This is a genomic window from uncultured Capnocytophaga sp. (assembly GCF_937936315.1).
GTDB lineage: Bacteria > Bacteroidota > Bacteroidia > Flavobacteriales > Flavobacteriaceae > Capnocytophaga.
This window is the reverse complement of record NZ_CALGWU010000002.1, coordinates 53131-75125: the sequence shown is the minus strand read 5'-3', so window position 1 is coordinate 75125 and position 21995 is coordinate 53131. Positions and strand designations below refer to the sequence as shown.

Below are 21995 nucleotides of genomic sequence, written 5' to 3'. Positions count from 1 at the left end.
TTGCATCACGGGGAATTTTTTACAGTTTGTCGTGCTACGACTTGCGTGTCGTGCTACGGACCTAATCTGCTACTCGGCAAATTACTTTCTTATCGCCAAACTTCTCAGCGAGCCATTGTTGCAATCGCGCGGCATCTATTTCTTTAACCACTTCTTTGCCCTTTATAGTATCTTTTTTCAGGGTGTAGAGCAGTACAGTAGCCGTTTGTAGAGAATCTTTATTAGACAAGTGGTTCAGCTTGCCAAAATAAAAATCGTCTATGCTTGGGAATAATACCTGCATTTCTTTAGCAAAAATAGCATCAGTAGGCTTGTATTTTTCCAGTTCGTCAGTTAGGTTCTTTATCATCACATCTTTACTAGAGAGCGACGACTTGTTTTTGTTGATTTCCAATAGTATTTCTTTATCAATTTCCGATTCTTTTTGTCGTACAATAAGCTCAGTATTGAGTAGATTGAAGTTTTTAAGGTTGCTTTGCAGCATTTTTAACTCTTCATCGCTAAATTTCTTATCCAAAAACGCTAATTCAATGCTTTTAGGGTTCGTGTTGTAGCGTATTTTCTTATAAATGATAGTATAACCGCTGTTTTCGAACTCGGCAGTGATATAATGAGCTACATTCTCGTGGAATTCCTTTTCTTTCAAAAGGCTATATGCCAAATACAAACTGGGGGTAACAATGAGGATGACCAATGTGGTGATAACAACGCGCAAACGCTTGTTGAGCGCTTCGTTACCCGTGTTTTTAGGAGTGTATTTCAGGTATTTGATGATGAGGAAAGTGGCAATCCCAATGAAGAAACAGTTGATGCTATAGAGGTAGAAAGCTCCTAAAAAAAAACTAATATTGCCCGTAGCCAAGCCAAATCCAGCTGTACAAAGCGGTGGCATCAAAGCGGTAGCAATTGCCACCCCTGGGATAGGGTTCCCTCTGTCTTGACGGGTGAGGGAGATAGCTCCTACCAACCCACCTACAAAGGCGATAAGCACATCGTAAATGGTAGGCGAAGTACGTGCCAGAAGCTCTGACTGTACATCTTTAAACGGACTGATATAGAAGTAGATAAACGATACTGTGAGGCTCACTATCGTAGCGATAAGCAAACTGCGCCCCGTTTTTTTCAATAGGTCGAAATCGTAAGTAGCCAATGCAAATCCTGCCCCTACGATAGGTCCCATCAAAGGTGAAATAAGCATCGCCCCAATGATAACAGCGGTAGAATTGACATTCAGCCCAATAGAAGCAATGAGGATAGCACACGATAAAATCCACAAGTTAGCGCCACGAAAAGAGATATTGCTAAGGATATCTTCAATTACTTTTTCCTTTTTCTCTTCTCCTTGATGTAAATTAAAAAGTTTTTTCAAAAAACTCATAATGTTAAGTATTTATGATGTTAGTTTAAATATTAGGGGCAAAGATAGTAATAATTTGCTAATTAGCAAATTAGCTTTAATGGTAGTGTGTATATTTTCTTATATCTATTTTTTTTAGATTTGGTATTTCTTCCAAAAATGAAATCTTTCCATCAATAATTTTGGTTTGCTCCCAAATGTTGAGGGTGGTTAGATGTTCTAATTTAAAAATCCAGACCAATCATCCTCGGCATTGTCATAGCCTATAATTTTTTCCTTGTACTTACTGCCAAAGATGTATTCGCTTATAAAAGTATTGAAATCAACATCAATCTCCTCAATACCTTCATAGCTATCGGCAGGGAAAATTACGTGTTGGGTATCTTTGTCAAGAAAAAGTGGTTCATACAATAGTTGCCCTATTTCATACCACGAAGTTTGATTGGCGGGGACGCGATATTGGTTATCTAATAGTTCCTCTGTACTCCACAGAATGATATCGCCAAAAGAGCCACCATTGCAAAGTTTTAAAAAAGCACAATGTGCAGGGGCTATGAGTTGTAACACCTCTGAGGAAATATTTTCAGCTCCTTCGGGGATTTCGCCTATAAGTATGGCATCGGGCAATGCCACTAAGCGATTTCTGTAATGGGTAATGATCGTTTCTAAGGTCATTTTCAATTAATTATTCTAACCAAACATTTGGGCATCATTAAAATTCTCACCGTCAAACTCTGAGGCGATAAGCGAGTGCCCTAAGAACATATCGTTGTCATCAAAGAAGACTTCTACGTCTTCGCTGTAAAACAAGAGACTTCGCAAGCTAAGGGCTTCCATAAATTCCTTTTTAGTAAGCTCAGGTTTATCGGGATCATCCTCGTCATCATCGCCAAAACGCCAATTGGTATTGTACAGGTTTAAATATTTCTCGGCAATACATTCTTTGGCTTTGGGCAATAGGGTGTTTATCTCACTGAAAAAAGAGTTCATCTGCTGTTCTATCTTTTCAGTTTCGCCTTCATCTTCAAGGATGATGTCCACACTTAATTCTTTTCCATTGATAACCACCGTCCCTTCATAAGAAGTAGGGTCATCAGTGTGCTGTGTAAAATCTGTAATTTTATATTGTTTCATAGATTCTTGTTTAAAACTATCTCCTAATTATAAGGAATTACTTTTATTTGTGCACTTTCGTATTCAGCTAAAAATACCTCTGACGGACTGTTATAGCCTAATTCTTGTAGCTTCGCAAGCAACCATTCTTCGGTTTTATCTACATCTTCCAATACGCTTTTTTGGATAATACCATCGGTGATGATAGGGTATTTAGGGTTTTCTTCACCTGATAATACAATAATGAGCTCGCCATTCTGTTCAAGTACGGCTCTTTTTACATCCCTGATGTAGTAAACCCCTTCTTTGCGGAGCTTGAAAGCGAGTTCGTGTGCTGTAATTTTAGCTTTTTTGCAAGCCGCAATGTCTATCTTGCCACGATTGATAACAATCACGGGGGTTACCATCTATAAACTTCTTAAAAGCGTGGTTTTTAGTTTTCAGCTGGCGTAACCCTATGATGAGTGATGCCCAAATAATCAATACAATGGCAAACTGAAAAAGCGTAACCGACGGACTGTAAATCACGCCCCCGATGATACCCCCAAGTACGTAGTTTTGTACTTGATCCATAGCTGAAGTGGGCGCTAAATTACCCTTGCCCGATTTGTTGATAATTAAGGCAATAGCCAATAATCCTAAAAGCAGTTTTAGGAATACATCTAAGTAGAAAAACTCCTCAGATTCAATATAAGGAATTGTAAACATAAAGTTGATTTATTGATGAGACAATTTGTTAATTGACAAATTGATAATTAGAATGAAATATTAAGCCCAACTTCAAGTGAATGATAATCTTTTTTTATAGGTACAATAGGGGCAGTGTCGTAGATAAGTCGGTAAGTGCCCACAATACCTATGGTAGGGGTGATGTTATAAGTGAGGTCGAGTGCCCCGCCAAAACGCGCTTCTTTGAAGTAAGTGCTATCAGGTTTCCCTTGATGTATAGCAGTGGTGATAAGTTCCCATTTTTCATTTAATCGAAGTTTGTAGCTGAGCGATAAATGGGTTTTGATACTACGACTATAAGCGTGGTCAGGGGTATTGGCATCAGGGGCTGGGTGTTGCCATTTTTCATACTCAAAGAACAAACCCGCAGCAGCAAACATCAGTGAGGAATTAGTGTTTACTAATCGATAGCGCGACTGCAAACCCGTAGAAATTTTGTGGCTCATCCCCCTGCTCTCTGCCCATTGTGATTCGGCATAAGGGTACACCTCAAAAGCGTGGTCTAACAAGTAGCGATATTCCAAATGTATATATCCACCACTTAAGATTATTTGACTACCATAAGTAGAAAGCTCAAATTTGTTGATTACATTGATAACCCTATTGCGATTGATGAGCAGGTTGAGGTTAGCGGTATTTTTAATTGTGAAAATATTCTCTTTTTCGGTTTTGAAGTTCAAGATAGGCATCAAGCTACCTTGTAAGGTTTTGGTACTGTCTATCGTCATCGTGAGATTTTCCGAAAAAAGCATCTGTGAGTAGGCAGAAGCCGAAGATAACAGTGTTAATAACACATAAAGTAATTTTCTCATTGTACTTAAGTTTTCTTTTCAAGGCGCAAAAGTAAGAATAATTAGATAATTAACAAGTTAGCTAAATAAAAATTTCCCTTGCAGAGTGCCTAGTGCCTGCAAGGGAAATTTTTTAGTTATTGGTTACTTCTGTAGTTACCTCTATATTTCCACGAGTAGAGTTAGAATACGGACAAACTTGATGCGCTTTTGCGGCAAGTTCTTCAGCTTGTTCAAGTGATACCTCGGGTATATTTACTTGTAAGGTTACTGCAAAAATAAACCCGCCATTATCGAGCTTCCCTATAGATACGTGTGCCGTTACAGAGGTCTCGCCAGTGGTTATTTTAGCTTGCCTGATAACCAAATTCAGGGCAGTGTCAAAACAAGCAGCATAGCCCGCTGCGAAAATCTGCTCAGGATTGGTATAATCGTCATTAGCTCCACCTAAGGCTTTAGGAGAGCGTAGTTCAAGGCTTAACACTCCATTATCGGAAGTTACTTTTCTTTTTTGACCACCGGTAGCGGTAGCCACTGCTGTGTACAATGCTTTCATAATAATTCTTATTTATTTTTTTGACTTACTTTCAAAAGACAAAGATACGACAAATATTTTGAATAATGTTTTTTTAAAATAGATTTTGTACTTGCATTACTATGAGAGGGTGTTTGTAGATGTTTTAAAATAAGTTATGTATCATTGTTGTTTTTCATATTTGCCCTCGTGAAAGTATTCATAAGCACTGGCTTCCAATTCCCCACAATCGGAAATAAGGTTGTTGTCTTCATCATATATTTTGTAAGTCTGCTGGATGTTGCCTATGCTATGTTCGCCGTCTAACCCTAATAGAACGCTGTAAAACACATCTGTTAAGAGGGTATCTATTACATCTTTAAGCTGCTCTTGCTGGGAGTTACTAAGTGCCATTTCTTTTATTTTGGCATTTACAGCACTGGGGCATTGGGGCTGCTCTTCAAAGCAGGATTTTAAAAAATTTAGTTTTTCGAGATAAAAGTTCTTTGCAAATTCATCTGAGGTCATAATAATCCGTTTATAAGTTTCTTAAAATTCTCTCGCCTGGTCAAACCACTGAGTTATTTTCTCTTCCTCAATAGCTAAAGGCGCTACTTCAGCTAGCTGACATACAGCCTCGTAGGCGTCCTCTCGCTCAGTGGTTTCTATATTGGGCAACCCGTTGATAACAGCGATAAGCGCTTCTAATAGGCTCCTGACTTCTTTTTCCTCTTTAGCTTTTTTTATGGCTTTTAGGGTTTCCTTATAGGCTTTCATTGCCTCTCTGCCATTCTTGCCTTCCCATGAAGCAAAAGGAATGTTGAACTCTGTAACGAACCAACTCTTAGGATGCAAGTTGGAGACTGAAGCATATTCACTCAACCCTCGCGTTTTCTCCAATTCTTTCAGTTCTTTTCTAAGTACCTTACCTCTTACCTCTTCCACATTCCAGAAAATACAATAGCTGAGGTCTGCCCAAGTACTCAAGGGGGGTAATCCAGTCATATCAGGGCAATAACGCACCTCAATACCGCTAAGGTTTAATTTACTCAAAGCCTCCATATTACACATATTTCCATCCAATCTCACTGTCTTCAGTTTTTTGAACTGCAACAAGCTTCCGCAGTCAAAGGGTTGTCCCCCTACCGGCGTACTTATATTGATAGTGGTAATATCTTTTAGAGCTTCAAATTCAGGCAAGAACACAGGGGTATTATTCTTCTTTTCAGTACTGATACGAAACGAGATATCTTCCAAAGGAACTGCCGATTCAAGCGTTATCTTATGCGGATTTCCTTGCAAACTAAGCCCCTTCAGCCACTTGTTACCGAGTTTAATATCAAGAGGATAATCATTATTATCTACCGATAAATATTCAATCTTTGCTTTAGAGAAATCTACTGTTGCAGGAGCCATTAGTGTCCAGTCAAAGCTCTCCATTTCGCGCTGCTCAGTCCATTTTATAAAGCGGGTGTCATTCCCCATATAGTCCATCACACGCGGCCAGTTGCCTCCTGCGGGTACTTTAAAATCGTTGAAAACTTCCCATTGTATAGGGGTGTCTGCCTCTACATAAGCATCAGCTTTCTCTCCCGAGGCCTTAGGAGCTATAGTAAAGCGTCCTTGTCCTGGGGTAATATTCACTTTATGACTGTCCTTTCCTGTGAGAGATAGTGTAAATTTTCCGTAAGTTTTTGGTATTTGTTTATCTGTATTTAGGGTAATAATAAAGAAATAAAAGCAAAGATAATACTTTCTAATAACAAAAACAAATAGATTCGTAATTCGCCATTAGGTGAAAATTCGTGGAGGTGTGATAATCAATTACTTTTTTAGTATGTTATGTAGGAAAGTCAGCGATAGCTGAATATGTACTGTAAACGCCCATATAAATAAAACTTTTCGGATACCCTCCCCACAAACGCCCCCACAAATGCTCCTCACAAACAAAACATTTTAAACACCTTACATTTTCTTACCTCTTACCTAAAAAAATAACTTTTTTGTGATATTTGTAACAAAATTAAAAATATATAACTCCTTATAATATAATCACTTCTACAAAGAATTGTAGTATAAGGTATTGATAATCAAACACAGTGACTGGCTATTACTTCCTAACCCCTAACCCCTAACCCCTAATCCCTCTTACCTCTTATCTTTCAGATAGTTTTGTAGTTTTAAAAAATAATTGTACTTTTGCACCCGCTTTGAATAATTAAAGCCTAAAACTCAAGTAAACAAATAAATAAATATATAGTATTGTAAATTATGCCAACAATTTCACAATTAGTACGAAAAGGAAGAACCAGAATTACCAAGAAGAGTAAATCGGTTGCTTTGGATTCGTGCCCACAACGCCGCGGTGTATGTACACGTGTGTACACCACTACGCCTAAAAAACCGAACTCTGCTATGCGTAAAGTAGCTCGTGTTCGTTTAACTAATGGCAATGAGGTGAACGCTTACATCCCAGGTGAAGGTCACAACCTCCAAGAGCACTCGATAGTATTGGTACGAGGCGGAAGGGTAAAAGATTTACCAGGTGTTAGATATCACATCGTGCGTGGTGCACTTGATACTGCCGGTGTTGCCGGTAGAACGCAACGTCGCTCTAAATACGGTGCTAAACGCCCTAAACCAGGACAAGCCGCTGCCGCACCAGCTAAAGGTAAGAAAAAGTAATTTAACACACAAAATCTTTTAACTGAAAAGAAATGAGAAAAAGACAGGCTAAAAAACGCCCCCTTTTACCGGATCCTAAGTTCAACGACCAATTGGTTACGCGCTTCGTGAATAACCTTATGTGGGACGGTAAAAAATCAGTGGCTTTTAAAGTATTCTACGACGCTATCGATATCGTAGAACAAAAGAAAAATAACGACGAAAAGTCGGCATTAGAAGTTTGGAAAGACGCTCTTAGCAACGTAATGCCTCACGTAGAAGTTCGCTCTCGCCGTGTAGGGGGTGCTACCTTCCAAATCCCTATGCAAATTCGCCCAGACCGTAAAGTCTCTATGGCTATGAAATGGCTCATCGGGTACGCTCGTAAACGCAACGAGAAATCTATGGCTCAGAAATTGGCTGCCGAAATTATCGCTGCCTCTAAAGAAGAAGGTGCTGCCGTGAAGAAAAAAATGGATACGCACCGTATGGCTGAAGCTAACAAAGCATTCTCACACTTTAGATTTTAATTAACACGATGAGTAGAGATTTAAAATATACAAGAAACATAGGTATTGCCGCTCACATCGATGCTGGTAAAACCACCACTACCGAACGTATACTTTTCTATACCGGTAAAACTCACAAAATCGGTGAAGTTCACGATGGTGCATCTACTATGGACTGGATGGAACAAGAAGCTGAACGCGGTATCACTATCCAATCTGCTGCAACCACTTGTAAATGGAACTTCCCTACCGAAAATGGTAAACCTACTGCCGACGCTAAAGAGTATCACTTCAATATTATCGATACTCCCGGTCACGTGGATTTTACCGTTGAGGTAAACCGCTCTCTCCGTGTACTCGACGGATTAGTATTCCTCTTCTCTGCTGTAGACGGTGTGGAACCTCAATCTGAAACTAACTGGCGCTTGGCTGATAACTACAAAGTACCTCGTATAGGCTTCGTTAATAAAATGGACCGTCAAGGGGCTAACTTCCTCAATGTTTGCAACCAAGTAAAAGATATGCTCAAATCTAACGCTGTGCCTATCGTATTGCCTATCGGTGACGAAGCTGATTTCAAAGGCGTTGTAGATTTGATTAAAAACCGCGCCATCGTATGGCACGAAGAAAACTCAGGTTCTACTTTCGACGTTGTTGAAATCCCTGCAGATATGAAAGAAGATGTAGCCAAATACCGTGCCCAATTGATCGAAGAAGTAGCTGGTTATGACGAAGGTCTTCTTGAAAAATTTATGGAAGATGAACATTCTATCACCGAGGAAGAAATCCACAAAGCATTGCGCGCTGCAGTAATGGATATGGCTATCATCCCTATGGTATGTGGTTCATCATTCAAAAACAAAGGAGTACAATTTATGCTCGACGCTGTTTGCCGTTACTTGCCTTCACCACTTGATAAAGAAGCTATCGAAGGTACTAACCCCGATACCGGTGAAGTAGCACTCCGCAAACCAGCTGTTGATGCTCCTTTCTCAGCCTTGGCATTCAAAATCGCAACCGACCCTTATGTAGGTCGTTTAGCATTCTTCCGTGCTTATTCTGGTCACCTCGATGCAGGTTCTTACGTGTTGAACACCCGTTCAAACAGCAAAGAACGTATCTCTCGTATCTACCAAATGCACGCTAATAAACAAAATCCTATCGAATACATCGAAGCTGGTGATATAGGCGCTGCTGTAGGTTTTAAAGATATCAAAACAGGTGATACTCTTTGCGATGAAAAATATCCTATCGTTCTCGAAAGTATGGTATTCCCCGATCCAGTAATCGGTATCGCTGTAGAACCTAAAACAAAAGCTGACGTTGATAAATTAGGTATGGCTTTAGCTAAACTCGCTGAAGAAGACCCTACCTTCCAAGTAAAAACCGACCAAGCCTCTGGTCAAACTATCATCTCTGGTATGGGTGAGTTACACTTGGATATCATTGTCGATCGTCTCAAACGTGAGTTCAAAGTGGAAGTAAACCAAGGTGAACCTCAAGTTGAATACAAAGAGGCTATCACTGGTAAAGCAGATCACCGCGAAGTCTACAAAAAACAAACAGGTGGTCGTGGTAAGTTTGCCGACATCGTATTCCGTATGGAACCAGCTGAAGAAGGTAAAGTAGGTCTCGAATTTGTAAACGAAATCAAAGGTGGTAACATCCCTAAAGAATATGTACCATCAGTAGAAAAAGGTTTCAAAGAAGCAATGAAAAACGGACCTTTAGCTGGATTCGAAATGGACGCAATGAAAATTACCCTTATCGATGGTTCATTCCACCCTGTCGATTCAGATTCATTGTCATTCGAGTTGGCTGCCAAATTAGGTTACAAAGAAGCTGCTCGTGCCGCAAAAGCCGTATTGATGGAGCCTATTATGAAATTGGAAGTTATTACTCCAGAAGAAAATATGGGTGATATCGTAGGCGACTTGAACCGCCGCCGTGGTCAAGTAAACGATATGAGCGACCGTAATGGTGCTAAAGTAGTAAAAGCATTCGTGCCTCTATCCGAAATGTTCGGTTATGTAACTACCCTTAGAACCCTTTCATCTGGTCGTGCAACTTCTACAATGGAGTTCTCTCACTACGCCGAAGCTCCATCTAACATTGCAGACGAAGTAATTAAAAAAGCCAAAGGCAACTAAATTATTAAGCAAATGAGTAATCAACAAAAAATAAGAATAAAGTTAAAATCTTACGACCACAACTTGGTAGATAAATCTGCTGAGAAAATCGTAAAAACAGTAAAAGCAGCCGGTGCTGTAGTAGTAGGACCTATTCCTCTACCTACCCACAAAAAAATATTTACTGTATTGCGCTCTCCTCACGTAAACAAAAAAGCTCGTGAGCAATTCCAATTGAGCTCTCACAAACGTCTCCTCGACATCTACAGCTCTTCATCTAAAACTATCGACGCTTTGATGAAATTGGAATTACCAAGTGGTGTAGACGTAGATATCAAAGTTTGATAACTTTACTAAAATGTCCCGAAACTGCGGGTTAGGGAAAAACGGATAAAAATGATTCAGGGTTAAAAAGCCTAAGGCATTTTTTGACCCTGAAACATTATAATAATTGGCAAAACTTAATTGTCGATTCAAAAAAAAACTAATAACTAATTTAATATTTAATTTTATGTCTGGGTTAATCGGAAAAAAAGTAGGAATGACCAGCATTTTTGATGAGAACGGAAAAAATATTCCTTGTACCATCATCGAAGCAGGTCCTTGCGTAGTTACCCAAGTCAGAACCAAAGAGGTTGATGGCTATGATGCTCTTCAACTTGGTTTCGATGACAAAGCAGAAAAACGTGCTACCAAAGCAGAGCTTGGTCACTTCAAAAAAGCAGGTACTTCTGTAAAGAAAAAAGTTGTTGAATTCCAAGGTTTTGAAGACAATTACAAATTAGGTGATACTATCACCGTAGATTTCTTCACCGAAGGAGAGTTTGTGGATATCACAGGCGTTTCTAAAGGTAAAGGTTTCCAAGGGGTGGTACGTCGCCACGGTTTTGGCGGAGTAGGTCAAACTACTCACGGTCAGCACAACCGCCTAAGAGCACCAGGTTCAGTAGGTGCTTCGTCTTACCCTTCTCGCGTATTCAAAGGTATGCGTATGGCTGGACGTATGGGAGCTGAAAAGGTAACAGTACAAAACTTGAAAGTATTGAAAGTGGTTGCTGAGAAAAATCTTTTAGTAGTAAAAGGTTGTATTCCAGGTCACAAAAATGCTTACGTAACTATTCACAAATAATGGAAGTAGCAGTATTAAACATACAAGGAAAAGAAACAGGTAGAAAGGTAACCCTTTCTGATGCTGTGTTCGGTATCGAGCCTAACAATCACGTAGTATACTTAGATGTTAAACGCTATTTAGCTAACAAACGTCAAGGTACTCACAAGGCTAAAGAAAGAAACGAAGTGGCTGGAAGTACTCGCAAAATCAAAAAACAAAAAGGTACTGGTACAGCTCGTGCAGGTAGCGTAAAATCTCCTGTATTTGTGGGTGGCGGACGCATATTCGGTCCTCGTCCTAAAGACTATACACAAAAACTTACTAAAAACGTAAAACGCTTGGCTCGCCGTTCTGCCCTCAGCGCTAAAGTGCAAAACCAAGCCCTCGTTGTAGTTGAAGATTTAAATTTCGACGCTCCAAAAACTAAAGATTTCACAGCTGTTGTAAAATCTTTGGGCTTAGAAAATAAAAAATCAATTTTTGTGTTGCCAAATACAAATAATAACGTATATTTGTCCTCTCGTAATGTGCCTACTTCAAGCGTAGTAACTGCTTCAGAATTAAACACTTATCAATTAGTGAACGCTTCAAATGTAGTACTTACTGAGAGCTCAGTAGCAGTTTTAGAGTCAATTTTAACAAAATAAGAAGAAAATGAGCGTATTAATTAAACCTGTAAATACAGAAAAAGCAAACGAAAATAGCGAGTTGAGAAACTGCTATACATTCGTAGTAGCTAAGGACGCTAACAAGATTCAAATCAAAAATGAAGTTGAAGCTACTTATGGCGTTAAAGTAAAATCCGTACGTACTCTTAACTACGGTCCTAAACGATCTACTCGTTATACAAAAACAGGCTTGCAAATCGCTAAAACTAACGCAGTGAAAAAAGCAGTTGTGCAAGTAGAAGATGGAACTATAGATTTTTATAGTAATATATAAGTATTTAACAAATAGACAAAAATGTCAGTTAGAAAATTAAAACCGATTACCCCTGGTCAGCGTTTTAGAGTAGTAAACGAATTCGACACCATTACTACTGATAAGCCGGAAAAGAGCTTGCTCGTTCCGTTGAAAAAGACCGGTGGTAGAAACAATCAAGGAAAAATGACCATGCGTTACATTGGTGGTGGTCATAAGAAAAAGTACCGTATCATCGACTTCAAACGAAACAAATTCGGCGTAGACGCCAAAGTAGTTTCTATCGAGTACGACCCTAACAGAACAGCGTTTATTGCTCTCGTTCAATACACCGACGGTGAAAAGCGTTACATCATCGCTCCCGCTGGTTTGAAAGTAGATCAAGTAATCGTTTCAGGTCAAGAAAATATCGCTCCTGAAATCGGTAACGCAATGCCGCTCTCTCAAATCCCTCTCGGTACTGTAATTTCTTGTATTGAATTGCGCCCTGGACAAGGAGCTAACATCGCTCGTTCTGCAGGAACTTTTGCACAACTAATGGCAAAAGATGGTAAGTATGCTACTGTAAAGCTACCTTCAGGTGAAACCCGTATGATCCTCCTCACTTGCCTCGCAACCATAGGAGCCGTATCAAACTCTGATCACCAATTGGTACTTTCAGGTAAAGCAGGTCGCTCACGCTGGTTAGGACGCCGTCCTCGTACTCGTGCTGTAGTTATGAACCCTGTCGATCACCCAATGGGTGGTGGTGAAGGTCGTGCTACCGGTGGTCACCCACGCTCACGTAAAGGCATTCCAGCGAAAGGTTATAGAACTCGTTCTAAAACCAAAGCAAGTAATAAGTATATTGTAGAACGCAGAAAAAAATAAGAGACTAACAAATGGCACGTTCATTAAAAAAAGGACCTTACGTTCACTATAGCTTGGAAAAGAAAATCCAACAAAATATACAGTCTGGTAAGAAAAACGTTATCAAAACTTGGTCACGCGCTTCTATGATTACTCCAGACTTCGTTGGCCAAACTATTGCAGTTCACAACGGTCGTCAGTTTGTCCCTGTATACATCACTGAAAATATGGTGGGACATAAATTAGGAGAATTTTCACCTACCCGTTCCTTCCGTGGACACGCAGGTGCAAAAAATAAAGGTAAAAAATAATTAAGGCTATGGGAGTTAGAAAAAAATTAAAAGCAGACGAAATAAAAGAAGCTAAAAAAAGCTTGGCTTTCGCGAAGTTAAATAACTGCCCTACTTCTCCCCGAAAAATGCGCCTAGTAGCGGATTTAGTACGTGGACAGCAAGTAGATAAAGCCTTGGCTATTTTGAAATTCAACCAAAAAGAAGCAGCAGCTCGTTTAGAAAAATTGTTGCGTTCAGCTATCGCTAACTGGCAAGCTAAAAACGAGGACGCTAACTTGGAAGAAGCAGGAGTATTCATCAAAGAAATCCGTGTGGATGGTGGCGCTATCCTTAAACGCTTACGCCCAGCTCCACAAGGAAGAGCACACAGAATTAGAAAACGCTCTAACCACATAACTTTGGTGCTTGGAGCTAAAAATTTTAACACAGAAAGCTAAGATAAACTATGGGACAAAAGACAAATCCAATCGGAAATCGCCTAGGAATTATCAGAGGATGGGAGTCTAACTGGTATGGAGGCAATGATTACGGAGATAAACTCGCTGAAGACGATAAAATCAGAAAATATGTTCTCGCTCGTTTATCTAAAGCTAGTGTTGCTCACGTGATTATCGAGCGTACTTTCAAACTTGTAACCGTTACTATCACCACCGCTCGCCCCGGTATCATCATCGGTAAAGGCGGTCAGGAGGTAGACAAGTTGAAAGAAGAACTTAAGAAAATCACCGGTAAAGACATCCAAATTAACATTTTTGAAATCAAACGCCCTGAACTCGACGCAGCTCTCGTTGCAGCAAGCATCGCCCGCCAAATCGAAGGACGTGTTTCTTACAAACGCGCTATCAAAATGGCTATCGCTTCAGCTATGCGTATGAACGCCGAAGGTATCAAGGTAATGATTTCAGGTCGTTTGAATGGAGCCGAAATGGCTCGTTCCGAAAGCTTTAAAGAAGGTCGTATCCCTCTTTCAACCTTTAGAGCTGATATCGATTACGCTATTGACGAAGCTCACACTACTTATGGCCGTATGGGCATCAAAGTGTGGATTATGAAAGGCGAAATCTATGGTAAAAGAGAACTATCACCACTCGTAGGTATGACTAAAAAAGCCACTGGTGGAAACTTCTCTGGTAAATCAACTGACAAGCCTGCTGGTGCACCCAAAAGAGCGCGTCGCAAAAAGTAATTTTTTAAAGAACAAGAAAGATGTTACAGCCAAAAAGAACGAAATATCGTAAACAACAAAAAGGCAGAATGAAAGGCGTAGCTCACCGTGGTGCGCTCCTTTCTAATGGTACTTTCGGAATTAAATCGTTAGATTCAGCATTCATCACTTCACGCCAAATAGAGTCAGCTCGTGTAGCAGCGACTCGTTATATGAAACGTGAAGGTCAACTTTGGATCAAAATCTTCCCAGATAAACCTATTACCAAAAAGCCTTTGGAAGTACGTATGGGTAAAGGTAAAGGTGCCGTAGAATACTGGGCAGCCGTAGTAAAACCAGGAAGAATAATGTTTGAGGTAGGCGGCGTGCCGCTCGACGTAGCAAAAGAAGCGCTACGCCTCGCAGCTCAAAAGCTACCCGTGAAAACAAAATTCGTTGTAGCAAGAGATTATCAAAATTAATTAAAGAACAATGAAACAGTCTGAAATTAACAAATTGACAATAACTGAGCTACAAGAAAAGCTTGGTGAGTTTAAGAAATCGTATGCAGATTTGAAAATGGCACACGCAATTTCGTCATTGGAAAAACCAATTCAATTACGTAACGTAAGAAGAACTATCGCGAGATTGGCTTGTGAGCTAACTAAACGAGAATTACAATAATTCGAACCTGCCTTATGGAAAAAAGAAATTTAAGAAAAGAAAGAATAGGGGTTGTTACAAGCAACAAAATGGATAAATCTATCGTAGTTTCAGAAGTGAAACGTGTAAAACACCCTATGTACGGTAAGTTCGTGTTGCGCACTAAAAAATATGTTGCGCACGACGAAAAAAACGATTGCAACATTGGTGATACTGTGCGTATAATGGAAACACGTCCATTGAGCAAAACCAAATGCTGGAGATTAGTAGAAATCATTGAAAGAGCTAAGTAATTATGGTACAACAAGAATCAAGACTAAAAGTAGCCGATAATACTGGCGCTAAAGAAGTGCTTACTATCCGTGTACTCGGTGGTACCAAGCGCAGATATGCCTCTGTAGGCGATAAGATTGTAGTTACCGTTAAAGAAGCTACTCCTAACGGAAACGTGAAAAAAGGACAAGTTTCTACAGCGGTGGTAGTAAGAACTAAAAAAGAAGTACGCCGTGCCGATGGTTCTTATATCCGATTTGATGAAAACGCTTGCGTTCTCTTGAACGCAGCTGGTGAAATGAGAGGTACCCGTGTATTCGGACCTGTAGCGAGAGAACTTCGTGATAAACAATTTATGAAGATCGTTTCATTAGCACCAGAAGTGCTTTAATTTTTAATAAAGTAAATGATGAAACTAAAAATTAAAACTGGAGATACCGTAAAAATAATTGCTGGAGAAGAAAAAGGTAAAGAAGGCAAAGTATTACGTGTAGATCGCGAGAAGAACAGAGCGATTGTTGAGGGGCTAAACTTGGTGAAAAAACACACCAAACCTAACGCTCAAAACCCTCAAGGTGGAATCGTAGAAAAAGAAGCATCTATTCACATTTCTAACCTCGCACTCATCGACCCTAAAACGAAAAAAACTACTCGTGTAGGTATCGAAGAACGTGACGGTAAAAAAGTGCGAATTTCTAAAAAATCTAATGTAGTAATATAATATGGCTTACGTACCTAGATTAAAACAAGAATACAAAGAGCGCATCGTTGCGGCTCTAAAAGAAGAATTTGGCTATAAAAATGTAATGCAGGTTCCTAAACTTGAAAAAATAGTTGTGAGCCGCGGTGTTGGTTCTGCAGTAGCCGATAAAAAACAAATCGACTATGCTGTAGACGAACTTACCAAAATTACTGGTCAGAAAGCTGTTGCCACTTATTCTAAAAAGGACGTAGCTTCTTTCAAACTCCGTAAAGGTATGGCTATCGGTGCCAAAGTTACCCTTCGTGGAGAAAGAATGTATGAGTTCTTAGACCGCCTTATCACTACAGCTCTTCCACGTGTAAGAGACTTCCAAGGCGTGAAAGCAAATGGCTTCGATGGTAGAGGTAACTACAATTTAGGCGTTACCGAACAAATCATATTCCCTGAAATCGACATTGATAAAATCAACAAGATCGCAGGTATGGATATTACCTTCGTTACTTCAGCTCACACTGATAAAGAAGCTAAATCATTATTAAGCGAATTAGGATTACCTTTTAAAAAGAACTAAGTATATGGCTAAAGAATCAATGAAAGCCCGCGAGGTGAAACGTCAAAAGTTAGTAGCTAAATACGCTGCTAAACGCAAAGCTCTAAAAGAAGCTGGTGATTATGAAGCACTTCAGCTAATCCCTAAAAATGCTTCTCCAGTGCGTCTGCACAACCGTTGCAAACTTACTGGTCGCCCTAAAGGGTATATGCGCACTTTTGGAATTTCACGTGTGTTATTCCGCGAAATGGCAAACAAAGGATTAATTCCTGGTGTAAAAAAAGCAAGTTGGTAATAATTTAAAAGGACAAAATTATGTATACAGATCCTATCGCAGATTATTTAACAAGAATTAGAAATGCGAATAGCGCAGGTCATAGAGTCGTAGAAATCCCTGCATCTAAACTCAAAAAGGAAATTACTAAAATCCTTTTCGACCAAGGTTTCATCCTTAGCTATAAATTTGATGACTCTACCGTACAAGGTACCATCAAAATAGCTTTGAAATACGACAAAGTGACCAAAGAGCCCGTTATTAGGCATATTGAAAGAGCCAGCCGACCAGGTCTGAGAAAGTACGCTGGAGCTGATAACCTACCTCGAGTATTAAACGGATTGGGTATCGCTATTATCTCTACATCACAAGGCGTGATGACAGGTAAAAAAGCTAGAGAACTCAATATCGGTGGAGAGGTAATTTGTTACGTTTACTAATCAATAAAAAGACAATAAACAATGTCAAGAATAGGTAAAGCACCCATCAATATTCCCGCAGGAGTTACCGTTACCATCAAAGATAACGTAGTAACCGTAAAGGGGAAATTAGGCGAATTAACCCAAGAGGTTAAAGACATTGCTGTAAAGCAAGAAGATGGACATTTAGTGTTTGAAACTACAGATACTACCAAAGACCAAAACGCTAAACACGGATTATACCGTGCATTAGTACACAATATGGTCGTAGGTGTCTCTGAAGGTTTCACTAAAGAATTAGAGTTAGTAGGGGTTGGATACCGTGCAGCTAACCAAGGACAAAAGCTAGACTTAGCCCTCGGTTTCTCTCACAATATCATTCTCGAATTGCCAAGCGAAATTAAACTTGAGACAATCAACGAGAAAGGTAAAAACCCTATCATTAAATTAACTTCTCACGACAAACAACTACTCGGTCAAGTAGCGGCTAAAATCCGTAGCTTCCGCAAACCTGAACCTTACAAAGGTAAAGGCGTTAAATTTGTAGGCGAAGTGTTGAGAAGAAAAGCAGGTAAATCAGCTTAATAGTTAGAACAATGGCATTATCAAGAATAGAAAGAAGACAACGTATTAAAAGCAGAATCAGAAAAGTAGTAAAAGGTACTGCTGAACAACCTCGTTTGGCTGTTTTCAGAAGTAATAACGAAATCTATGTACAAATCATAGACGACACTAAAGGAACTACTCTGTTGGCTGCATCTTCACGTGATAAAGAAATTAGTGCCGCCAAAGGTACTAAAACTGAAAAAGCAGCATTGGTCGGTAAAGCTATTGCTGAAAAAGCTTTGAAACAAGGTATCGAAAAAGTATCCTTCGATCGCGGAGGATACCTTTACCACGGACGTGTAAAATCATTAGCCGACGGTGCTAGAGAAGGCGGACTTAAATTCTAATAACTATGTATCAGAAATATAAAAATGTAGAATATGTAAAACCAAGTGGTTTGGAATTGAAAGACCGTTTGGTAGGAGTACAACGTGTTACTAAAGTAACTAAAGGTGGTCGCGCTTTCGGTTTCTCTGCTATCGTTGTAGTAGGCGACGAAAACGGCGTGGTTGGTCACGGTTTAGGAAAATCTAAAGAGGTTTCTGAAGCTATTGCTAAAGCAGTAGAAGACGCTAAGAAAAACTTAGTACGCATCCCTCTTAACGGTACTACCTTGCCCCACGAACAAAAAGGAAAATACGGCGGTGCTCGTGTTTTCTTACAACCAGCTACCGAAGGTACTGGAGTAATCGCAGGGGGTACTGTACGTGCCGTATTGGAATCCGTAGGTATCCACAACGTACTTTCTAAATCTCAAGGTTCTTCTAACCCTCACAACGTGGTAAAAGCTACTTTCGATGCTTTATTGCAGTTGCGTAGCGCTAAAACTGTTGCTGCTCAACGTGGCATCTCTTTAGAAAAATTGTTTAAAGGTTAATTTTTATAGCAATGGCAAAACTTAGAGTAACACAAATTAAAAGTAGCATCAAACGTCCAAAAGACCAAAAACTTACCCTCGAGGCTTTAGGACTTACCAAAATCGGTAGAACCGTGGAACACGAAGCTACACCAAGTATCCTTGGTATGATAAATAAGGTAAAACACTTAATTTCTGTAGAAGAAGTTAAATAATATTTTTATACAAAGTTATGAACTTGAGTAATTTACAACCCGCACAGGGTTCAATTCACAGAGAAGGGAAGCGCGTAGGCCGCGGTCAAGGTTCCGGTAAAGGTGGAACCGCTACCCGTGGTCACAAAGGAGCTAAATCTCGTTCAGGCTTTTCTAATAAGATTGGCTTCGAAGGTGGACAAATGCCCCTCCAAAGACGCGTACCAAAATTCGGTTTCAAAAACTTTAACCGTAAAGAATACGTAGGTATCAACTTGGGTAGACTACAAGAACTCGTTGATAATGGTAAAATTACCGATAAAGTAGACCTTGAAACCTTAGTTCAACTACACCTCGTTAAAAAAACCGACTTGGTGAAAATACTAGGTGGTGGAGAACTAAAATCTAAGCTAAAAATATCTGTTCATAAGTTTACAGCAAGTGCTAAAGCTGCTATCGAAGCTGCTGGTGGTGAAGCTGTAACCTTGTAATATTCAATTTATGAAGAAGTTTATCGAGAACCTGACCAACATTTGGAAAATTGAAGAGTTAAAAAATAGAATCATTTTAACTCTCGGAATTTTGTTAGTTTATCGCTTTGGAGCTCACATCGTCCTCCCTGGTATCGACTCCGCTCAACTCCACGAGTTAGCAACGAAAACATCAGGCGGCGGATTGCTCGACATCCTCAATGCCTTTACAGGGGGCGCTTTCTCTAACGCCTCAGTATTCGCACTAGGGATTATGCCCTACATCTCGGCTTCTATCGTAGTTCAGTTGATGGGAATCGCTATCCCTTATCTCCAAAAACTACAAAAAGAAGGTGAAAGTGGGCGAAGAAAGATAAACCAAATCACTCGATGGCTTACTATTGCAATATGTATTGTTCAAGCACCCGTATACTTATACGGTATCAATAGATTAGGAGTCCCTGATTCTGCCTTCCTTTTAGGTAAGGGACTCAATTTTATTGTTCCAGCAGTGCTTATCTTAGTAACAGGAACTATTTTCGCAATGTGGTTAGGTGAGAAAATCACCGATAAAGGAATAGGTAATGGTATCTCCCTCCTTATTATGGTAGGTATCATCGCCCGCTTGCCTCGCGCATTCTTGTCTGAAACTGCCTCTCGCCTTACTGGTAACGGAGGTCCCCTATTGATTCTTATCGAGATTATCCTCTGGTTCGTAATCATCCTGCTTTGTATCTATCTAATCAAAGCAGTACGTCAAATCCCAGTACAATATGCACGCAGAACAGCCGAAGGCGGAACCGCTAACGAGAGAAACATCTTCGGAGCCCGCCAATACATTCCTTTAAAACTCAACGCTGCAGGGGTAATGCCTATCATCTTCGCACAAGCCTTGATGTTTATCCCAGCCACTGTAGCCGGATTATCACAATCAGAATTTGCAAAAAGCGTTCAAGCAGCCTTCTCAAACGTCTTCGGATTTTGGTACAACCTACTATTTGCAGCTATGATTATACTATTCACGTATTTCTATACTGCAATCACAGTGCCTACAAACAAAATGGCCGATGACCTAAAACGCAGCGGAGGTTTCATCCCAGGCATACGCCCAGGTAAAGAAACAGGCGACTATTTAGATAAAATTATGTCGCTCATCACTCTCCCAGGATCTATATTTATAGCCTTGGTAGCAATATTCCCTTCTCTGCTCAAAATCATCGGAATGCAAGACCAATGGGCATTGTTCTACGGTGGTACATCACTACTCATCTTAGTAGGGGTTGCTATTGATACTATGCAACAAGTAAATTCATATCTGCTCAATCGCCATTATGATGGTTTGATGAAAACAGGTAAAAACAGAAAAGTATCTTAATTAAAATATATGGCTAAACAAGCAGCAATAGAACAAGACGGAACCATTGTAGAAGCACTATCTAATGCAATGTTCAGAGTGGAGTTAGATAATGGTCACGTAGTAATCGCACACATCTCAGGAAAAATGCGTATGCACTACATCAAGCTACTCCCAGGTGATAAAGTAAAACTCGAAATGAGTCCTTACGACCTAAGTAAAGCTCGAATCACCTACCGTTACTAGTTTTAATTAAGAGAATTCTTCCAATATCTTGGTTGATAATTTCTCACAGATATAGCAATTTTTAGTTGTATCTGTGAGAAATTACAATCATAAAATAAGAATTTTTTATTTGTGATATTTTTAGTGTAAAATATTTATATTCAAGCTGTTGAATGTGAATTTTACGCTTAAAAACGAGTGAGCTAAACACAAAATTAAATTTTTGTGCGCTAAAAATGTGGCTATTACAAAAAAAAATTGTAGTTTTGCGCACTCTATTGATATAAACAAAACGAAATGAAAGTTAGAGCATCAATTAAAAAAAGAAGTTCCGAGTGCATCATTGTGCGCAGGAAAGGACGATTGTACGTAATTAACAAGAAAAATCCTAAATTTAAACAACGACAAGGATAATTATGGCACGAATTGCAGGTATTGACTTACCAAAAAACAAAAGAGGGGTTATTGGTTTAACCTACATTTTTGGTATTGGAAAAAGTAGAGCTAAAGAAATCTTAAGTAGAGCTCAAGTAAACGAAGACACAAAAGTAAACGAATGGAATGATGACGAAATCAGCCGCATTCGCGAAATTGTTGCGTCTTATAAAATTGAAGGAGAATTGCGCTCCGAAATCCAATTAAACATCAAACGTTTGATGGACATCGGTTGCTACCGCGGTATCCGCCACCGTAACGGATTACCTTTGCGCGGACAAAAAACTAAAAACAATTCTCGTACAAGAAAAGGTAAAAGAAAAACTGTTGCGAACAAGAAAAAAGCAACTAAATAATAAGTAGTAGAGTATGGCAAAACAAAATGCAAAAAATGCAAAAGTCTCTAAAAAGAGAAAAGTAGTCGTTGAGTCCGTAGGCGAAGCTCACGTTTCAGCTACTTTCAACAACGTTATCATTTCTCTTACCAACAAAAAAGGAGATGTAATTGCTTGGTCGTCAGCAGGTAAAATGGGCTTTAGAGGTTCTAAGAAAAATACTCCTTATGCAGCCCAAGTAGCAGCAGAAGATGCAGCAAAAGTAGCTTTCGACGCAGGTCTTAAAAAAGTAAAAGTATACGTAAAAGGACCAGGTAACGGTAGAGAATCTGCTATCCGCACCATCCATAACGCAGGTATAGAAGTAACCGAAATCATCGACGTTACTCCACTACCTCACAACGGATGCCGCCCTCCTAAAAAACGTAGAGTCTAATTTCAATACTAACAAGTAAGAAAGGTGAGTTGTTATCGAAGGAATGCCTTAATTCATAACTACCTTTCATTTAAACAA

At 39.6% G+C, this 21995-nt stretch carries 36 protein-coding genes and 1 pseudogene; 29 read left to right on the top strand and 8 right to left on the bottom strand.

Going from position 1 to position 21995, the window contains the following annotated elements:
• Positions 1–61: 61 nt before the first annotated feature.
• The 8 genes and pseudogenes from Q0162_RS00600 to Q0162_RS00560 all read right to left on the bottom strand — a co-directional run bounded on the left by Q0162_RS00600 (position 62) and on the right by Q0162_RS00560 (position 6148).
• Positions 62–1378 (bottom strand): DUF389 domain-containing protein, encoded by a 1317-nt coding sequence (locus Q0162_RS00600; RefSeq protein WP_297887469.1) that lies wholly within the window; start codon positions 1376–1378, stop codon positions 62–64.
• A gap of 198 nt (positions 1379–1576) precedes the next feature.
• Complete coding sequence (locus tag Q0162_RS00595) at positions 1577–2032, bottom strand: hypothetical protein (protein WP_297887466.1); 456 nt, start codon at positions 2030–2032, stop codon at positions 1577–1579.
• A 15-nt stretch (positions 2033–2047) separates the two neighbouring features.
• Positions 2048–2491, bottom strand: coding sequence for a DUF2262 domain-containing protein (locus Q0162_RS00590; protein WP_297887463.1), 444 nt, complete (start codon positions 2489–2491; stop codon positions 2048–2050).
• 23 nt (positions 2492–2514) lie between these two features.
• Positions 2515–3178 (bottom strand): annotated as a pseudogene (locus Q0162_RS13215) (DUF421 domain-containing protein).
• Between the two features lie 47 nt (positions 3179–3225).
• Positions 3226–4011, bottom strand: coding sequence for a hypothetical protein (locus Q0162_RS00575; RefSeq protein ID WP_297887455.1), 786 nt, complete (start codon positions 4009–4011; stop codon positions 3226–3228).
• A gap of 112 nt (positions 4012–4123) precedes the next feature.
• Positions 4124–4546 carry an organic hydroperoxide resistance protein gene (locus Q0162_RS00570; protein WP_297887453.1) on the bottom strand — a complete coding sequence of 141 codons (423 nt, stop codon included), beginning with the start codon at positions 4544–4546 and terminating at the stop codon, positions 4124–4126.
• 141 nt (positions 4547–4687) lie between these two features.
• Complete coding sequence (locus Q0162_RS00565; protein ID WP_297887450.1) at positions 4688–5032, bottom strand: hypothetical protein; 345 nt, start codon at positions 5030–5032, stop codon at positions 4688–4690.
• Between the two features lie 21 nt (positions 5033–5053).
• On the bottom strand, positions 5054–6148 hold the full coding sequence (locus tag Q0162_RS00560) for a hypothetical protein (RefSeq protein ID WP_297887447.1): 1095 nt from the start codon (positions 6146–6148) through the stop codon (positions 5054–5056).
• A gap of 627 nt (positions 6149–6775) precedes the next feature.
• Here Q0162_RS00560 and rpsL point away from each other — a divergent pair.
• The 29 genes from rpsL to rpsK all read left to right on the top strand — a co-directional run bounded on the left by rpsL (position 6776) and on the right by rpsK (position 21917).
• Positions 6776–7189 (top strand): 30S ribosomal protein S12, encoded by a 414-nt coding sequence (gene rpsL / locus Q0162_RS00555; protein WP_002679283.1) that lies wholly within the window; start codon positions 6776–6778, stop codon positions 7187–7189.
• A gap of 32 nt (positions 7190–7221) precedes the next feature.
• Positions 7222–7698 carry a 30S ribosomal protein S7 gene (gene rpsG, locus Q0162_RS00550; protein ID WP_002679527.1) on the top strand — a complete coding sequence of 159 codons (477 nt, stop codon included), beginning with the start codon at positions 7222–7224 and terminating at the stop codon, positions 7696–7698.
• Between the two features lie 8 nt (positions 7699–7706).
• Positions 7707–9827, top strand: a complete 2121-nt coding sequence (fusA, locus tag Q0162_RS00545; protein ID WP_002679399.1) for an elongation factor G — start codon at positions 7707–7709, stop codon at positions 9825–9827.
• 12 nt (positions 9828–9839) lie between these two features.
• Complete coding sequence (gene rpsJ, locus Q0162_RS00540; RefSeq protein WP_002679460.1) at positions 9840–10151, top strand: 30S ribosomal protein S10; 312 nt, start codon at positions 9840–9842, stop codon at positions 10149–10151.
• A gap of 166 nt (positions 10152–10317) precedes the next feature.
• On the top strand, positions 10318–10935 hold the full coding sequence (gene rplC / locus Q0162_RS00535; protein ID WP_002675012.1) for a 50S ribosomal protein L3: 618 nt from the start codon (positions 10318–10320) through the stop codon (positions 10933–10935).
• Positions 10935–11564, top strand: a complete 630-nt coding sequence (gene rplD / locus Q0162_RS00530) for a 50S ribosomal protein L4 (RefSeq protein ID WP_002679296.1) — start codon at positions 10935–10937, stop codon at positions 11562–11564. Before rplC ends, rplD begins: the two co-directional genes overlap by 1 nt.
• Positions 11565–11571: 7 nt before the next feature.
• Positions 11572–11859, top strand: a complete 288-nt coding sequence (gene rplW, locus Q0162_RS00525) for a 50S ribosomal protein L23 (protein ID WP_009417396.1) — start codon at positions 11572–11574, stop codon at positions 11857–11859.
• A 21-nt stretch (positions 11860–11880) separates the two neighbouring features.
• Positions 11881–12708 (top strand): 50S ribosomal protein L2, encoded by an 828-nt coding sequence (gene rplB / locus Q0162_RS00520; RefSeq protein WP_002675016.1) that lies wholly within the window; start codon positions 11881–11883, stop codon positions 12706–12708.
• 11 nt (positions 12709–12719) lie between these two features.
• Complete coding sequence (gene rpsS / locus Q0162_RS00515; protein ID WP_002675018.1) at positions 12720–12998, top strand: 30S ribosomal protein S19; 279 nt, start codon at positions 12720–12722, stop codon at positions 12996–12998.
• Positions 12999–13006: 8 nt separating this feature from the next.
• The gene (rplV, locus tag Q0162_RS00510) at positions 13007–13417 is read left to right on the top strand and encodes a 50S ribosomal protein L22 (protein WP_002679352.1); all 411 of its coding nucleotides are present in this window, start codon (positions 13007–13009) and stop codon (positions 13415–13417) included.
• A gap of 8 nt (positions 13418–13425) precedes the next feature.
• The gene (gene rpsC, locus Q0162_RS00505; protein ID WP_002679516.1) at positions 13426–14166 is read left to right on the top strand and encodes a 30S ribosomal protein S3; all 741 of its coding nucleotides are present in this window, start codon (positions 13426–13428) and stop codon (positions 14164–14166) included.
• Positions 14167–14186: 20 nt separating this feature from the next.
• Positions 14187–14606, top strand: coding sequence for a 50S ribosomal protein L16 (gene rplP, locus Q0162_RS00500; RefSeq protein ID WP_002679503.1), 420 nt, complete (start codon positions 14187–14189; stop codon positions 14604–14606).
• A gap of 10 nt (positions 14607–14616) precedes the next feature.
• Positions 14617–14808, top strand: coding sequence for a 50S ribosomal protein L29 (rpmC, locus tag Q0162_RS00495; protein WP_002675028.1), 192 nt, complete (start codon positions 14617–14619; stop codon positions 14806–14808).
• A 14-nt stretch (positions 14809–14822) separates the two neighbouring features.
• Positions 14823–15080, top strand: coding sequence for a 30S ribosomal protein S17 (gene rpsQ / locus Q0162_RS00490; RefSeq protein ID WP_002675041.1), 258 nt, complete (start codon positions 14823–14825; stop codon positions 15078–15080).
• A gap of 2 nt (positions 15081–15082) precedes the next feature.
• The gene (rplN, locus tag Q0162_RS00485; protein WP_002675043.1) at positions 15083–15451 is read left to right on the top strand and encodes a 50S ribosomal protein L14; all 369 of its coding nucleotides are present in this window, start codon (positions 15083–15085) and stop codon (positions 15449–15451) included.
• Positions 15452–15466: 15 nt separating this feature from the next.
• Positions 15467–15781: a 50S ribosomal protein L24 gene (gene rplX, locus Q0162_RS00480; protein ID WP_015782341.1), complete on the top strand. Its 315-nt coding sequence runs from the start codon at positions 15467–15469 to the stop codon at positions 15779–15781.
• A 1-nt stretch (position 15782) separates the two neighbouring features.
• Positions 15783–16334 carry a 50S ribosomal protein L5 gene (rplE, locus tag Q0162_RS00475; RefSeq protein ID WP_002679281.1) on the top strand — a complete coding sequence of 184 codons (552 nt, stop codon included), beginning with the start codon at positions 15783–15785 and terminating at the stop codon, positions 16332–16334.
• A gap of 4 nt (positions 16335–16338) precedes the next feature.
• Positions 16339–16608, top strand: a complete 270-nt coding sequence (gene rpsN / locus Q0162_RS00470) for a 30S ribosomal protein S14 (protein WP_002675050.1) — start codon at positions 16339–16341, stop codon at positions 16606–16608.
• Positions 16609–16628: 20 nt separating this feature from the next.
• Positions 16629–17027 (top strand): 30S ribosomal protein S8, encoded by a 399-nt coding sequence (gene rpsH / locus Q0162_RS00465; protein ID WP_002675052.1) that lies wholly within the window; start codon positions 16629–16631, stop codon positions 17025–17027.
• A 21-nt stretch (positions 17028–17048) separates the two neighbouring features.
• Positions 17049–17591, top strand: coding sequence for a 50S ribosomal protein L6 (rplF, locus tag Q0162_RS00460; protein ID WP_002679470.1), 543 nt, complete (start codon positions 17049–17051; stop codon positions 17589–17591).
• Between the two features lie 11 nt (positions 17592–17602).
• Positions 17603–17959, top strand: coding sequence for a 50S ribosomal protein L18 (gene rplR / locus Q0162_RS00455; protein ID WP_002679484.1), 357 nt, complete (start codon positions 17603–17605; stop codon positions 17957–17959).
• A gap of 5 nt (positions 17960–17964) precedes the next feature.
• Positions 17965–18489 carry a 30S ribosomal protein S5 gene (rpsE, locus tag Q0162_RS00450; protein WP_002675058.1) on the top strand — a complete coding sequence of 175 codons (525 nt, stop codon included), beginning with the start codon at positions 17965–17967 and terminating at the stop codon, positions 18487–18489.
• An 11-nt stretch (positions 18490–18500) separates the two neighbouring features.
• On the top strand, positions 18501–18683 hold the full coding sequence (gene rpmD, locus Q0162_RS00445; RefSeq protein ID WP_002675060.1) for a 50S ribosomal protein L30: 183 nt from the start codon (positions 18501–18503) through the stop codon (positions 18681–18683).
• Between the two features lie 17 nt (positions 18684–18700).
• Positions 18701–19153: a 50S ribosomal protein L15 gene (rplO, locus tag Q0162_RS00440; RefSeq protein WP_297887399.1), complete on the top strand. Its 453-nt coding sequence runs from the start codon at positions 18701–18703 to the stop codon at positions 19151–19153.
• A 10-nt stretch (positions 19154–19163) separates the two neighbouring features.
• Positions 19164–20507 carry a preprotein translocase subunit SecY gene (gene secY / locus Q0162_RS00435; protein ID WP_297887397.1) on the top strand — a complete coding sequence of 448 codons (1344 nt, stop codon included), beginning with the start codon at positions 19164–19166 and terminating at the stop codon, positions 20505–20507.
• A 9-nt stretch (positions 20508–20516) separates the two neighbouring features.
• Positions 20517–20732: a translation initiation factor IF-1 gene (infA, locus tag Q0162_RS00430; RefSeq protein WP_002675066.1), complete on the top strand. Its 216-nt coding sequence runs from the start codon at positions 20517–20519 to the stop codon at positions 20730–20732.
• 276 nt (positions 20733–21008) lie between these two features.
• Positions 21009–21125: a type B 50S ribosomal protein L36 gene (gene ykgO, locus Q0162_RS00425; RefSeq protein WP_002676536.1), complete on the top strand. Its 117-nt coding sequence runs from the start codon at positions 21009–21011 to the stop codon at positions 21123–21125.
• A 2-nt stretch (positions 21126–21127) separates the two neighbouring features.
• Positions 21128–21502, top strand: coding sequence for a 30S ribosomal protein S13 (rpsM, locus tag Q0162_RS00420; protein WP_009750922.1), 375 nt, complete (start codon positions 21128–21130; stop codon positions 21500–21502).
• A 13-nt stretch (positions 21503–21515) separates the two neighbouring features.
• Positions 21516–21917 (top strand): 30S ribosomal protein S11, encoded by a 402-nt coding sequence (rpsK, locus tag Q0162_RS00415; protein ID WP_002679512.1) that lies wholly within the window; start codon positions 21516–21518, stop codon positions 21915–21917.
• Positions 21918–21995: the final 78 nt, after the last annotated feature.